The sequence below is a fragment of the Leptospira andrefontaineae genome, from assembly GCF_004770105.1.
Lineage (GTDB): Bacteria > Spirochaetota > Leptospiria > Leptospirales > Leptospiraceae > Leptospira_B > Leptospira_B andrefontaineae.
The window spans coordinates 58,729-72,980 of sequence record NZ_RQEY01000023.1; the positions used below are offsets into that span (position 1 = coordinate 58,729).

Consider the following 14,252-nt stretch of genomic DNA (forward strand, 5'->3'; position numbering starts at 1 on the left):
GTGTTAGAGGCATAGAGGTAAAAGAGGCGCAGAGGAATTTTCACACAAAGACACAAAGTAACGGAGAGGGGAGTCAGTATTTGTTGGAGAATATAATAGTTATCTAGATTTAAAATAAGTTTGGGAGCAAAGTAGTTTCGGAATTGAACTATGAAATTTTTCTCACGCTAAGCCACAAAGAGCGCTAAGTAAAGAAACTCGGAATGTAGGAGTTCCTACATTCTATAATCTTTTTGCCCTTAGCATCTTTGCGTGAGAAATAAGCTCAGTGTTCTCCGTGATCTCTGTGCGAAAAATTACCTAGTAATTCTCGCGAATTCAATCCCTTGGTAGTAATGGCGGATGATCTCTGCATAGGTAAAATTCTGTTTCGCCATACCGAAACTTCCCCATTGGCTTAAGCCCACTCCGTGACCCGCTCCCATTCCCTTGATCAAAAATCCTTCACTTTCTCTTTTGATACCGAAACGTAGGGACTTCACTGAAGTTCCGAGTAAGTTACGGAATTCTTTACCTTTAATTTTTGAAGTGCCTTGTTTACCGATCACTTCCAAAAGATCCACTCTGCCGGAAGGAGTTCTGGAAAGGACTTGGACGGATTGAATAGAACCAACGCCTAAAGAAGAAAGAATATGGTCCATTTTATCTTGGTCTAAAATTTCTTTCCAAACGAAATTATCACCAGCCTCATCGAATCTGGAAGCGACGGATTCTAAGTAAGGAAGTCTTTTCCCTCCCCAAACTTGGTCTGGAGTTTCTGTTCTTCCTCCACTATTGGAATGAAAGAACATATGGATAGGATCATCTTCGTAAACTGCGAGAACACCTTCCGTATCGCGAACAGCTTGAGTGGTTCTTGGATTTTCTTTTGCCATACCAGAATACGCTTGTGAATTCACTGTGGATTCCACGTCATAAACGGTATCTTTTTTATTCAGTATCTCTCTGATTGCATAAGTTCTGGAACAGATCGCTTGTGCTTTTAAAGCTTCGGTCGGCCAACCTGCAGGAACTTCGGAAGGAACAACAGAATATAAATATTCTTCTAATGGAACTCGATTGATAAGAAGAACGTTACCATTTTTATCAGGTTGGAGTAAAATTTCTCCTCTGAACTTTCTTCCTTTATATTCCAAACCGGGATTATCCGCTACGAAACGGATAGGCGCCTTCAATTTTTTAGCGTCCAAAGAAACCGCATCGTAAGCACGTTTGATCAAAAGATCGTTCACATCATATACGAAAATTACTCCGTCCGCTTTGATCATCAGATCGGATTCAGCCTTTCCTAAAAAGACCCTGATCTTTTCAGAAGTTTTAAGAGCATTCGGAGCATTCCAAGGGCGGATAATGACGGTATTACAACCCCAGACCGCCAAAATTAAGAATGATAGAATGATAATAGAAAGTCGTTTCATGGGCACCTTCGGAATTCGTATACCTTTGGTACTTACTATCGAAGGAAAATCGGATTCCCTTCAGCGATTTTTAGGAGAGAAGATGGATACTGCTTCCAAATGAGGGGTCTGAGGGAATGGATCACAGAGTAGGAACTCCTCCATTTGATAGGATTCTTCCAAAATGCGGGCATCTCTCAGAAGATTTTCAGGATTACAGGAAATATAGATCAGCTGGGAAACAGGGTTCGAATTTAAGAAGGCGCATAATTCGGGGGAAAGTCCACTTCTGGGAGGATCGGCTATCACCACAGAATCCTTCCAAGGGAGATTTGCAGAATTCATTTTCTCCAAACCTTTTTTGTGAAATAAGTCAAATGCCAGAAATTCTATCTTTTTGTCCGGGAAAACTTCCTGTAGGAATTCCTCTCCCGCCGAAACGGAAGAAGATATTATATCAATCCCTAGGATCCTGGAAAATTTTTCTCCGAATAGAATAGAGAAAAATCCGCTCCCGCAGAAAAGGTCCGCAAGATTCTCCGCAGGTTTAATTTTGGATTTAATAAATTCTAAAATTTTAATGAACTCTTTTGGGTTCGGTTGGAAAAATCCATCAAATGGGATTTTGAATTTTTTGCCCCAGATCTCTTCTATCAGATAAACATTTCCTCTGATCGCAATAGCTTCTCCAGAGGCAGAAATTTCTCCTTTTTTGCGGTTAAAACAGAATACTATATTTTTCGCGCTTAGGATCTCTTTTGCTTTTTCGGCTACTTGCTTCATTAGATCTTCATTTTTGAAGTCTTCTGTGAATGTGAGAATACTCATCGAGTCATCGTTAAAAACAGATTTGCGAAGAGTGAGATATTTCAGGTAACCTGTTTCTTTTTTGCGATCATATTCCAATTCAGGAAAACATTCCAAAAGTTTTTGGAATAAAGGTATTTCAGAATTTGCCCAATCTGTTTGGATGGAACAGTTTTCTATTTGTACAATCCTTCTGAAATTTCCTGACATTCTTAAACCAACGACTCGTCCCGGAAATACGGCAAAGTCCATACGGTTTCTGTAAGAGTAGGAAGACTCCGCAGGAGATGTATCTTTGTTTATTGGATTAAAATTTTCTAATCCTCTTAGGATTGGTTCAGATGTTAATTTGAATTGATCAGGATAGGGTAGGTGTTGGCCGGAACATCCTCCACATTCTCCGAAACTTTGGCATTTGGGAGAAGAGACCCTTTGTTCTAAATGTGTAGGATTCCATTTATAGAAAACTTTTCTTTTTCCGAATTTGTATACTTCGTATACGTCTCCGGGTAGAGAATAAGGGATTTCTATTTTTCTTTTTCCTAATGTACCTTCTCCTCTTAAATTGGGTAGAAGGTTCTCAATTTCTAAAACTCCGAAAGGTTCCTGGTCAAACATGGATTAAGGACGAATGTCTATATTCTCCAGTCCTTGGTTCGTAAATATCTCTTCGTATTTACTTATATAAGGAGCTTCTTTTTCGATTCTTTCCTCTATCGCCATAGACGCCACACCTGTCTCTCCATACTCTTGGAGGAAATCTCTTCTGGCCATTCTGTGAATAAGCTCATCCCAGAATAATTCATTATCGTAATCAGAGATGATATCGAATATATCCGTTTGATCTTCGAATTTGCGAGTAGGGAAATACACATTGTCAGCAGCATCGTAATCCACGAATTCCTGCTTCCCAAAATCTTTTGCAAAGGAAAGTATGTATTGCTCGAGTTCGGCGTAGGAATTTAATTCCTCGTCACCTTCATTAAAAGCATTGATCATCCAACTGGAGATCGCGATGGATTTTAGTAAGGTTTCGTACTGCTCGGGTGTGAACTCAATTTTCATGCAAAATCCTCGAATTAAGGTCAATTTTAACCGGAGAGCCCAAGGAGCTACCAGATTTTTTCAAGATGCCGTCTACTTTAGAACCTTCTTATTTTGTATTTGTTTGGTTTCAGGGCTTGGATCCTGCGCAAGTCCCCAGAGATTCGACCAACTTAAAAAAGCTAAAGATGACAAAGCATTGGTGTATGTGCTTAGACCACAAAGAGAGGCTCAGTCTTTATTCGCCTTTAATATAGAATTGTATAAATATTCAGGATCTTTTAAAGAAGGTGGTCGTAGTTTATTCCAAAATTTCGGATTGGATTCGGGAGAATATAAAACTCTGGAGCTTAATCCCGGATTTTACGCTTTGAAATGTAGAGATTATGAAAAAGTATTTTTTGCGAAAGAAGGTAAGATTACTTTCTTATCTATAGAACTTTATAATACTGGGAACTTTTCCTTACCCGAATTATTCATACAAGAATCTAAACCGGAAGATGCGCTTAGATCTTTGTTAGAAGGTAAAAGAATGTATTGGACTTCTTCCGAAAACTAAGGATTCCAATGTGAGATCAGCTCTTCCAGGAATTTCAGGAAATTTTTGGCACCTTTAGATCTTCCCATTTCCATCCAATCTAAATGTCCTCCACCTTTGATCTCCCAGAAAATTTTAGGATCTTTTGCTTTTTGAAAAAGTTCCATTCCATTCGGATAAGAAACGACCTGGTCCTCTGTTCCGTGAACCACTAGTAATTTCACTGGAGAAATTTGATCCGCTACTTCTCCGGGACTTAAATGATCCGAGAAGAAGAACCCGACCAGCTGTCCTATCGGAAAGAAAAAAACTCTCTCTGCTACTGTTTTCGCCACATGAGAATAATACGCGAAAGTCCCGTCGCCAACAACCAAGAGCAGCCCGTCTTTGTTTTGCATTTCTCCTACTGCTCTTATTGCAAGGGCACCCCCCATACTTTGTCCGTAAAGAATCCAAGGGATTCCAAATTCTTTCGCTCTATTTTGTTGGAATTTCAAAATTTCTTTAGAATCTTCTAATATAGGTCCCTTCTCCGCTTCCCCTTCCGAATCTCCATAACCTCTATAATCCCAGATCACTAATTCGTAACCTTTTTCTACAAGCCAGAGAAGGCTGATATAGTGGCTAGACATATTTTCCCCATTTCCGTGGAACTGTAGGATACTTGCCTTAACTTTTATTTTAGAAGGTTTGAAGATCCAAACTTTAATGTTTGTTCCGTCTTTCATTTGAAGGGAAATTTTTTCAGGCTGAAATCCCATTTTTTCAGGAGGGATATACATTTCTTTCGTAGGATAAAATAACATGGAGGAACAGTTCCCCAAGAATAGAAACATAAGAATGGTATATAATAGATATTTAAAATTGATATACGTAGGAGAAGCTGGCTTCATTATAATTCCTTTGGGCTTTTGCCTCTAATCTTAATTCATGGTTGGCGTGGATCGCATAACGAAATCCTAATTGTGCCTTATAATCATCAGGGACCCCATAAATCGAAAACGTATAATAATGCAAAGATAATACCGCTTTGAAAGAATCGAAATTAGCGATCCAATAGGCTGCGATTTGAGGAGCTACAACTGCATTTGTATCATACTTGCCGTTATATCTTACTTTTGCTCCTGCTTGAGCGGAAAATAAAAAACGTTTTGGTCCTTCTGAAAACTGATCCTGGAAGCTATAACCGAAGGTAGTTTCTAAATTTGCATTTGTAACTCTTTCATATTTTTCCGATTTAGAAACTTCATCTAATCTATAGAGTGTATATGACAGATCTTCCGGCCGGAGTAATGCCTGCCATTCTAGATTCTTTTTATCTTCTTTATTTCCTTTTTTTTCATAGACGGAAGAATCCGCTCCGGAGTCTACAAAATACGAAACAGAACGACCTAACGAATTATAAGGAGTTAGAGAAAGCATTCGAATTATATGGAATTCTTCCAAATGTAGTTTTTTGGAATCTTGGTAATATCTCGCTTTGAGAGAAAAATAATCTACGGATGAATTCGGAATATAACCTTGATCCGTATTCAAAAGATCATGGACTGCCGCTCTGTAACCGAACCCTACAAAATTTCCTAAGATAGATGTTCCTACTTCGTTATACAAGGCGGAACTTCCGTGGCCTACATGCGGACTTTGGGTAACCGGAGAATATCCGGAGTCTTCATAGTCATTCGGAAGTTTACTCCTGTATAATAGTAATTGTTTATAGGTTTGGTCCCATTCTTTAGGAGAATCTCCTTCCGCTTTTTTATAACGAAAAGAATCCAGGATAGTGTCTGAAAGAAAAGAAGTCCTGATCTTAGGATCAGGCTCCTTGTTCGTCAAAAGAGAGATATTTCCGTTCTTCATTACATTTTCATAAAGATCTCTTTCGTCCTCGTTCATCTTTCTTAGTTTTTGTATAATTTTGCTATGTAACGAAGGCCTATATTTGATATCCTTTACTAAACCTTCCTGTTCAATATACTTTTTAACGGTATCTCCAGGGATTACAAAGGGAGCCTTATCTCTAAGGTGAAGACTTGGCCTTGCTACTTCTATCAAAGAAAATAGATGATACGAACAATTCTCGTCTAAAAAATAATAATCGAAGGAAGCATTTCCTAATTCCCAGAGATGTCTTGTCATTCTTCCGACTTCTTCCTGTTTCAGGTCCAACTCGTATTCCCAAAGATCTCTACTTTCTATATCATTATATTCAGCAATCTTAACATAGTATGGAAATAAGGAGAAGGTCCCCGGATATCCGCCGAATAAACCTAAAATAGAATACACGATCGCATTTGTAGATTCTGGATCGGCGTTCGCTGCATAGTTCACAGAATATTCTAAAATTTCTTTTCGATGGGGATCTCCCGAATCTATTTTTAAAAGAGTATGACCAAAGATAGAAGCGGGGGCATTCATATAATAAGAAGCGAATATGATCTTTGCACCTTTCGGATTCAGGGTCGCAAACCATTTTTCGAATCTACCACAATCTACTTTTGGGAAGTCTGAATCCGGAATAGAAAGTTTTTCTTGGATCCATCTTTTTCTTTCGGGGAATTTACATGCCGGGTGCATCCAGTTTTCTTCTCCCTGCGGAGCAGATGCGGGAGTCATAAAAGTTTGGATGGAAGAGAGAAGTTCTTGTTGGGGATCTTTTTTCCCTTCTCCGGATAGAAAAAAAGAAGATGAATCGGCCTCGCTTACCCACCCAAACGTAGCTTTAGTATAATGTAATAGAAGGATCCAGTATCTATCTTCCCATAGTTTTTTGGCTTCTGCCGATTTTTGGTATTCCAAGATCTTTTCTGTGCTTGTTGCATGAAGAGAGCTGAAGGTCCCGAAGATGGAGAATAGAATGAATATTATGAAAGGGAAATAGGACTTAACTGGCACTTAAAGTTTTAGATGGAACGAAATATTCCCTTCTCCTTTCGGAGAAGGGAATTAAACCTTACTTAAAAGGTATGATCAGATTTTGCAACTTCCAACTAGAGCGGAGTTGTTTGCTACTTCGAATCTCATTTTTTCCAAAAAGGAATCCGGAGTGTTTTGGTCGAAAAGGCTTCCGAATTTTTCTTTTCCTATTTTTCCAAAAGTTCCCGCATCGGAACAACCCATCAAAGAAGCGAAAGCTTCCATTTTTTCACCAGAACCTTTTGCAAATTCTTGCTCCAAAGATTGGAAGTTCATGTGAACAAAGATTTGTTGTTCGACTTGTTTTTGAGTGAAACCGCTTGTCTCACATCCCAAAGTTCCAGTGGAAATTCCGAAAGTTTGGTTTCCAAGAGTTCCGTTTACTGTAGCTGCGATCACTTGGTGAACTTTTTTGTTCTCGGTGATCACGAGGGCGCCTAAACCACATCCCGCTGCACCATGTTTAGCGGAAGCTACGTAAAGTGGAGAAGCTACTAAAGCGAGAAATAGAGATACTGCTAATATTCTTTTCATGAGTTATCTCCTTAAATTTTGCAGCTCTTAGAGAGGACTGCGTCTTTTCTAATTCCGTCTTTTACCGCGCTGAGTAAAGAAGAAGGAGTGGTTTCTTGGGTATACAGTACGTCGAAATTTGACTTAGTATATTCTCCTAATTGTGCAGTTCCATTTGTGGAACAGCCTAGAAGTCCTGAAAGTGCTTCTAATTTTTCTCCCTTTCCTTGAGCCATTTCAGCTTCCAAAGAATTGAAGTTAAGGGAAACGAATACTTCCTGCACTTTTTCTTTTTGGACTAATCCATCGGTAGCACATCCTAAAGTTCCGGTTGAGATCCCGAAAGTTTGGCTGCCCGAAGTGCCGTTTGTAGTAGCCGCTAAAATTTGGTGACCACCTTTGTTTTCTTTAAAAACCAGAGACCCGAATCCGCAACCGGCTACGCCATAGTCTGCGGCGGAGACTGAAATTCCCGAGGACAAGCAGAGTAAACCGACTAATCCTATCGATAGAAGTTCCTTTTTCATAAATGAACCTCTCCTTCCTTTTTTAATCGGAAAATATAAAATTCCCCGAAATGGGATATGTCAACAAGAATTAAAGAAAACGCAATGTTCGCCTTCGTGATAACGGAAAAGTTTCTCTCTTTGGAAAGAATTTTTTGCTTTGTGGTTTGGTTACTCGCAAAATCGCAGATAATCGGAAAAATTTTCCAAAACTTTTGTCCGTATTTGCAGAGAGTTCGGATAAATCTTTTTATATGATTTTTGTCTCCCATTTGGAATACTTTGTTTGTAGTTTTTTTGTTACTTTTCTTTTTTTAAATCTTGACTCGAATCTTCTTAAAAAGATGATCCTCTCTTGAGTTTTTACCTTCGGGAATTTTACAAAGAAGGTATGACGTTCCTTTCTTATGTTTTTATTTCTTGCCGAAAAATTTTCGGATCCCAAACATCACGCAAAACTAAGCGAAAATAAACAAAAAAGTAATATAGTCACGGAGATTGATTCGATGAGAAAAATCATGTTATTAGCTGCAGCGTTAGTTTTAGTTTCTGTATCCAATTGCCTTCCAATTGTTTACGGATCTCTTTATACCAACGTAACCGACAACGCAACCATCTTCAACAGAGACAACTCTCAAAAAGATGGAATCGGTGAAAAATCAGGAGAAGCTTGTGCATCTTCTGTTTTAGCATTGATCGCTACTGGTGATGCAGGTATCAAAGCTGCTGCTAAAAAAGGCGGAATCAAAGTGGTTAAATCCATTGATTTCAACAGATCCAACGTTCTTGGATCCCTTTACGTTTCCAACTGTACGATAGCTTACGGAGATTAATCATCTCTTAGTTCGTTTATAACGAACAAATCTATCGAATTGTTTCCAGTTTGATCCGTTCGGATCGGATGGGGAAACGGTTTTTAAGGGTCGCGTAAATTTTAATTTTATGCGGCCTTTTTTCTATTTCCTAAATTTTCTCCCTTCGTATTTCCTTCTTAGATGAAATCCCAAGATATGTTCCGTTGGTATTCTAAATTATCCTTATTATTTTCTATTTTTGTTTTTTCTAACTTTTGTAGCGGAAGAGCAGATGGTGATCTAAAAATTTCAGATGCGGGTCCTGAAATGAAAAAAGTTTCCTGCGATACTCCCGCATATCGTGTCAAAAATCTTTGCGAAGATGAAAAAGTTTACTTGGATTGGGCCTCCAAAGCATATCCTGAATTGAATTCATTGGATAAATTGACTGAGGAAAATCTTTTAAAAGTTTCAGAAGAGACTGAGGATATTGATAAAGGCGCTGCGATTTTTTATCATAGGATTATCAATGATCCAAAGAATAAAAAATTTCTAGAGTATTTGGATAAGAAGGAGAAGGAATTTTCCGAAAAACGTCCTGACTTCTCTTCTAAAAAGATCGTGCTCGTAATGGTGCCTGGAATGTTCTATGCGGACAATCCAAGTGTAGGAGCGGACGGCGCGTCTATTCGTAAGATGGTTGCTTCTGTAGGGATTCGCTCCGATCTGATCCCAATCGGGCAGGTTTCAGATGTACGTGAAAATGCAAAGATCATCTGTGAATACTTAGAAGTTTCAAATCCGGAAGAAACCGTAATAATCGCTTCTCCTAGTAAAGGTTCCTCTGATTTTAGGATGGCTATCGAAAGATGCGGGAATGAACCTTATTTTAAGAAAGTCAAGGGTTGGTATAGTATAGGTGGGATCTTAAAAGGTTCTAGAATGATAGAAGGAATATTGAACGATTTTTGGACCAAGCTGGAAGTCAGAAGTTATTTTTTCTTCAAGGGGTATGATTGGGATGGATTTTTATCTATTCGAAAAGGGCAGGATGCTCCTTTGGATAGAGATTGGAAACTTCCCCCCGGAATCAAGATGATCAATTTGGTGGGTGTTCCGTTGTTTAGACATGTTACGGAAAGGGCTCGTCCATATTATAATTTCTTAATGAATTATGGCCCAAATGATGGGATTATCCTATTATCAGATTCTATCCACCCAGGAAGTTTAGTATATCCTTCCTTTCGAAATGATCACTATTTTACAAGGCCAATGCCTTCGGAAAGAATACTTGCTATGATCGAATACCTTTTGGACCCCGAGGCCCCTGAGCTATAGGTTATAGTTTAGAAGAATATAGATCCGATTCGAATTGATCTATTACTGCCTGATACGCTTCCATTTCACTTGGATATATGTAGTTTAACCAAAGAAGCGGTAATGTAAGTATCCAAACGAATGCTTTTCTTGTGAGCTCATACTCGAAGGTTTTTACAACAGTATTATCCTTATATACGGTAAATATAATATTCGCCCCGTCCTTTCCGCTATATGAAGGAATAATTGTGAAAGTGGCATAGGATATATACAAAAAGATCATTGCACCTAGGGAAGGATCTTTTTGAGAAGATTTCATATCGATATAATATCCTTTTTCGGGAGGATAATTTTCTATTTCTTTCCAACCTTTTGCACTGAGTGCCTTTCTTACTTCAGGTTCTTGGCTGCTTAATCCTGGAAATCTACTAATCAAAAAATGGATACGATCTTTATTTTTTTGAGGAAAACGATCTAATTCTAATTCTTTCCATCCTCTTTTTAAGAATTCTTTTCTTCTTTCATTCCAATTTTTCGGATCTTCTACGCTAAAATAGATCTTTGGATTGGAAGTTTTTTCCTTTTTCGGGAAGTCACTGTAACTAATGATACATCCGTAAAAGAAATGAAGAAATAAGAATAGGAAAGGGAATTTTTTCATGCAAGTTATGTGTCTTTTTAGCTACGAAAATGATTGAAAATGGACCGGTTATAGAGGCAAGGATTTTATTAAAGGGACTTATTCTGTTTCTGCAAGAGAATAACCGGTTTCCAAATAGAATTGAAAAGTTTTGTCCAAGCTATAAGGTCCTGCATATCTGGAAAGGTCCTTCTCCAGTTCTCCCGCTTTTAGATTTTTATACATGTCTTTCCATTCTTTAGAAATGATAAGTGCAGATTCTTCCGGCTCCGTTTCCGCGACTGATCTAAGTGCGAATGCTAATACTTCCCAACTGAAAGATGAATGTTTGAGTAGTACGTTCCATTCTTCTATACTTGGGCTTTTTTTGTTGCGAATGATCTCTTCTAACAGTTCGGTTCCTAAAATCCCTGAATCAGATCCGATTTGTATATAATATCTTCTTAAAGGAAGAAGGTAGTCCTTGTCAGGGAAAAGATTTTTTCTGAGAGAAAGTAAGAGTGCTCTTCTCGCTAATGCCGAGGATTCTACAAATCTTCTCTGGTCCAAATATTCCATACTTAAGATATGATGAAAGATAGGTTCGTCCCTAAAGATATTCGCTCTTTCGAGTAATCCTTCTTCATACATGCCGGAATCTTTGGATTTATAAGATAAGATACAAAGTCTATGCAGGTTTTTATTTCTGGGAAAGAAGGGGAGGAATCTTTTACATCTTGCAATGGAGTCTTCTATTTTTCCCGATTTTTGGAAAACTGAGATCTCATCTAATAGAGCTTGTTCTTCCGCTAGGTATGGATTGGAAGATTCTAATTCTTTTAAAGTTGCTTTATAATATTCAATATCTCCGATACGAGATGCCCACAATAATGCCTTGTATCTGAGATTTCTATTTTCCGGATCTCTGGATAATATTACCCGAGCAGTGTTTAGTGCCTTGTCTGGAAATCTGAGTGAATCGTACAGATCCGTCATTTCTTCCAATAATTTGGTTTGGTCCGGATTTAATCTAAGGCTTGTTTCGTAAGATTTGAGGGCTTCTAATTCTTCTCCCTTTCCTTTTTGGGATTTTCCTAAAATCCAATAGTAACGGAAGTCTCTGGGTTCTCCAGTTTCGTCAGCGATCTGTAATTTTTCTAACGCTTGTTGGTATCTTCCCCTTAAAGCCTCTTCTGATGCCTGCTGGATCAGCTCTTCCCAAGAAAAGGTTGAACTCAAGGCCAGGACCGATTTTATAGTGCAAATAACTAAAAAGAACCAAATGGAAAGTGTACGTCTCATCAGTGGCAGCCCTCTGCGGTCTTCTCCTTAACTTTGGCAAACACAGTTCCCATCTTTTTAATCCATCGGAAATTTTAAAAAAAAACAAGAGGTTTCCCTGAATGAATTCGGTAACCATTATTCTGGCTTTTGCCTTCCTGGCTATTTTGACCGCCGTTGTTTACGCATTAAAGGTCACCAGGATCCAAATCGGAACTGAGGGCGGAAAAGACCAAGAATCCAAGAAATTGATCGAAATTTCTTCCGCAATCTCCGAAGGAGCTATGGCTTTTCTCATAAGAGAATACAAGACCATCTCTCTTTTTATCGCCTTTATGGCAGTTCTGATCTTCTTCCTTTTGGACAATCCGGAAACTCCGGATTTTAACGACGGGTTGTTTACTGCGATCGCTTTCGTATCAGGAGCACTGATCTCCTGTCTTTCCGGTTTTATCGGAATGAAGATCGCGACCATCGGAAACGTTCGTACTGCTCAAGCAGCTAAAACTTCCATGACCAAGGCATTCAGAGTCGCTTTTGATTCTGGCGCGGTAATGGGATTCGGGCTGGTTGGTCTTGCTGTTTCCGGTATGATCGGGCTTTTCCAACTTTATACTCATTTATTCCAAAACGTAGGAACTCTTTTCCTAATGGAAGCTTTGGCTGGTTTCGGTCTGGGTGGTTCTGCTGTGGCTCTTTTCGGAAGAGTGGGTGGCGGGATTTACACTAAGGCTGCTGACGTTGGTGCTGACTTAGTTGGTAAAGTAGAGAAGGGAATCCCTGAGGATGATCCTAGAAACCCTGCGACTATCGCTGATAACGTAGGAGATAACGTAGGTGACGTTGCCGGTATGGGTGCTGACCTTTTTGGTTCCTGTGCTGAGGCTACTTGTGCCGCTCTTGTGATCGGTGCGACTGCTACTGCTCTTTCCGGAAATACTGACGCTCTTTTATATCCACTTTTGATCTCTGCTTTCGGGATCCCAGCTTCTCTTTTAACTTCCTTCATTGCTTCTGTAAAAGAAGGAGGAAATGTGGAGAAGGTGTTAAAGATCCAACTTTGGGTTTCTACTCTAATCGTTGGTGCGATCATGTATTTTGTAACTGATAAATACATGGTGGATTCTTTCGAGATCGCAGGCAAAACAATCGGGAAATGGAATGTATACATTTCATTGATCGTGGGTCTGTTCTCCGGTATGTTCATCGGTTTGATCACTGAGTATTATACTTCTCATTCTTATAAACCTGTAAGAGAAGTTGTAGACGCTTCTAAAACTGGAGCTGCTACAAACATCATCTACGGACTTGCATTAGGTTACCAAAGTTCTGTGGTTCCTGTGATCCTACTTGTTATTACAATCGTTACTGCGAATATTTTGGCGGGGATGTACGGGATCGCAATTGCTGCTCTCGGGATGATTTCCACAATCGCTATCGGTTTGACTATCGATGCTTACGGTCCGGTTTCGGATAACGCGGGCGGTATCGCTGAGATGGCGGAACTCGGAAAAGAAGTTCGTAATCGTACAGATACCTTAGATGCAGCCGGTAATACCACTGCTGCTATCGGTAAAGGTTTTGCGATCGGTTCTGCTGCTCTGACTTCCTTGGCATTGTTTGCCGCATTTATCACCAGAACTAAAACTACCGGTCTGGACATCTTAGACGCAGAAGTTTTCGGTGGATTACTTTTCGGAGCAATGCTTCCATTCGTTTTCACTGCAATGACTATGAAATCAGTGGGTAAAGCTGCTGTAGACATGGTAGAAGAAGTTAGAAAACAATTCCGCGAGATCCCAGGGATCATGGAAGGAAAAGCAAAGCCTGATTACAAAAGATGTGTGGATATTTCCACCACTGCGGCTTTAAGAGAAATGATCCTTCCTGGACTTTTAGTTCTTTTAACTCCGATCGTAGTAGGTTACTTGTTCGGAATTAAGTCTTTGTCTGGTGTTTTAGCTGGAGCATTAGTAGCAGGTGTGGTTCTTGCAATCTCTTCTGCAAACTCCGGTGGCGGCTGGGACAATGCTAAAAAATATATCGAAAAAGCTGCCGGTGGAAAAGGTTCAGACCAACACAAGGCTGCAGTTGTGGGAGATACCGTAGGAGATCCTTTAAAAGATACTTCCGGTCCTTCTATCAATATTTTGATTAAATTGATGGCGATTACAAGCTTAGTGTTTGCAGAATTTTTCGTGCAACATGGCGGATTATTGCTTCGTTTGTTCCAATAAGAATTTTCTAAAATTCTAAAATAGAAAAAGGGATCCGAAAGGGTCCCTTTTTTATTTAAAGTGCGGCATGTTGGAATTCCTACATAGATTTGAAGAGTAGGATTTTATTGACAGAAGTCGGATTTTGTGATAAGGAGAACGCGCTCTCCCACGAGCCACTCCCCCCAATCCCTATGCAGGGTGGGGGTTGTCTTTATTTCTACGTTGGAGTTCCAACATCGCTAATATATTCTCCGTGTCTTTGTGCCTCTGTGTGAACTTAACTCTGGGTCTCTCTAAAACTCTG

13 protein-coding genes are annotated in these 14,252 nt (G+C 39.4%); 4 read left to right on the forward strand and 9 right to left on the reverse strand.

What is annotated here, in order from left to right; genetic code table 11:
• Positions 1–296: 296 nt before the first annotated feature.
• Genes EHO65_RS17080 through EHO65_RS17090 form a run of 3 tightly spaced genes read right to left on the reverse strand, consistent with a single transcriptional unit; the run spans position 297 to position 3,269 of the window.
• A complete protein-coding gene (locus EHO65_RS17080) occupies positions 297–1,418 on the reverse strand; it encodes a SpoIID/LytB domain-containing protein (RefSeq protein WP_135775761.1) in 1,122 nt (373 codons plus the stop codon).
• A 60-nt stretch (positions 1,419–1,478) separates the two neighbouring features.
• Entirely contained in the window at positions 1,479–2,822 is a 1,344-nt protein-coding gene (locus EHO65_RS17085; protein WP_135775762.1) for a class I SAM-dependent RNA methyltransferase, read from the reverse strand.
• A gap of 3 nt (positions 2,823–2,825) precedes the next feature.
• Positions 2,826–3,269 carry a hypothetical protein gene (locus EHO65_RS17090; RefSeq protein WP_100707761.1) on the reverse strand — a complete coding sequence of 148 codons (444 nt, stop codon included), beginning with the start codon at positions 3,267–3,269 and terminating at the stop codon, positions 2,826–2,828.
• Between EHO65_RS17090 and EHO65_RS17095 the strand changes: the two genes are divergently transcribed.
• Positions 3,268–3,807, forward strand: coding sequence for a hypothetical protein (locus EHO65_RS17095; RefSeq protein WP_135775763.1), 540 nt, complete (start codon positions 3,268–3,270; stop codon positions 3,805–3,807). The genes EHO65_RS17090 and EHO65_RS17095 overlap by 2 nt on opposite strands.
• Here the strand turns inward: EHO65_RS17095 and EHO65_RS17100 are convergent.
• From EHO65_RS17100 to EHO65_RS17115, 4 genes are all read right to left on the reverse strand, one after another.
• On the reverse strand, positions 3,804–4,679 hold the full coding sequence (locus EHO65_RS17100) for an alpha/beta hydrolase (RefSeq protein ID WP_135775764.1): 876 nt from the start codon (positions 4,677–4,679) through the stop codon (positions 3,804–3,806). The genes EHO65_RS17095 and EHO65_RS17100 overlap by 4 nt on opposite strands.
• Positions 4,645–6,678, reverse strand: a complete 2,034-nt coding sequence (locus EHO65_RS17105; RefSeq protein ID WP_135775765.1) for an Lnb N-terminal periplasmic domain-containing protein — start codon at positions 6,676–6,678, stop codon at positions 4,645–4,647. The genes EHO65_RS17100 and EHO65_RS17105 overlap by 35 nt, the downstream gene beginning before the upstream one ends.
• 75 nt (positions 6,679–6,753) lie before the next feature.
• Entirely contained in the window at positions 6,754–7,233 is a 480-nt protein-coding gene (locus EHO65_RS17110) for a DUF3015 family protein (RefSeq protein WP_135775766.1), read from the reverse strand.
• 11 nt (positions 7,234–7,244) lie between these two features.
• Complete coding sequence (locus EHO65_RS17115; RefSeq protein ID WP_135775767.1) at positions 7,245–7,739, reverse strand: DUF3015 family protein; 495 nt, start codon at positions 7,737–7,739, stop codon at positions 7,245–7,247.
• A gap of 485 nt (positions 7,740–8,224) precedes the next feature.
• Between EHO65_RS17115 and EHO65_RS17125 the strand changes: the two genes are divergently transcribed.
• Both EHO65_RS17125 and EHO65_RS17130 read left to right on the forward strand, forming a co-directional pair.
• A complete protein-coding gene (locus EHO65_RS17125) occupies positions 8,225–8,551 on the forward strand; it encodes a TRL domain-containing protein (protein WP_135775769.1) in 327 nt (108 codons plus the stop codon).
• A gap of 162 nt (positions 8,552–8,713) precedes the next feature.
• Positions 8,714–9,850, forward strand: a complete 1,137-nt coding sequence (locus EHO65_RS17130; protein WP_208744149.1) for a hypothetical protein — start codon at positions 8,714–8,716, stop codon at positions 9,848–9,850.
• A 1-nt stretch (position 9,851) separates the two neighbouring features.
• Here EHO65_RS17130 and EHO65_RS17135 read toward each other — a convergent pair whose 3' ends face one another.
• Both EHO65_RS17135 and EHO65_RS17140 read right to left on the reverse strand, forming a co-directional pair.
• Positions 9,852–10,490 (reverse strand): hypothetical protein, encoded by a 639-nt coding sequence (locus tag EHO65_RS17135; protein WP_135775770.1) that lies wholly within the window; start codon positions 10,488–10,490, stop codon positions 9,852–9,854.
• Between the two features lie 78 nt (positions 10,491–10,568).
• Positions 10,569–11,750 carry a hypothetical protein gene (locus EHO65_RS17140; RefSeq protein ID WP_135775771.1) on the reverse strand — a complete coding sequence of 394 codons (1,182 nt, stop codon included), beginning with the start codon at positions 11,748–11,750 and terminating at the stop codon, positions 10,569–10,571.
• Between the two features lie 101 nt (positions 11,751–11,851).
• Here EHO65_RS17140 and EHO65_RS17145 point away from each other — a divergent pair, with 101 nt between their 5' ends.
• A complete protein-coding gene (locus tag EHO65_RS17145) occupies positions 11,852–13,966 on the forward strand; it encodes a sodium-translocating pyrophosphatase (RefSeq protein ID WP_135775772.1) in 2,115 nt (704 codons plus the stop codon).
• Positions 13,967–14,252 lie beyond the last annotated feature (286 nt).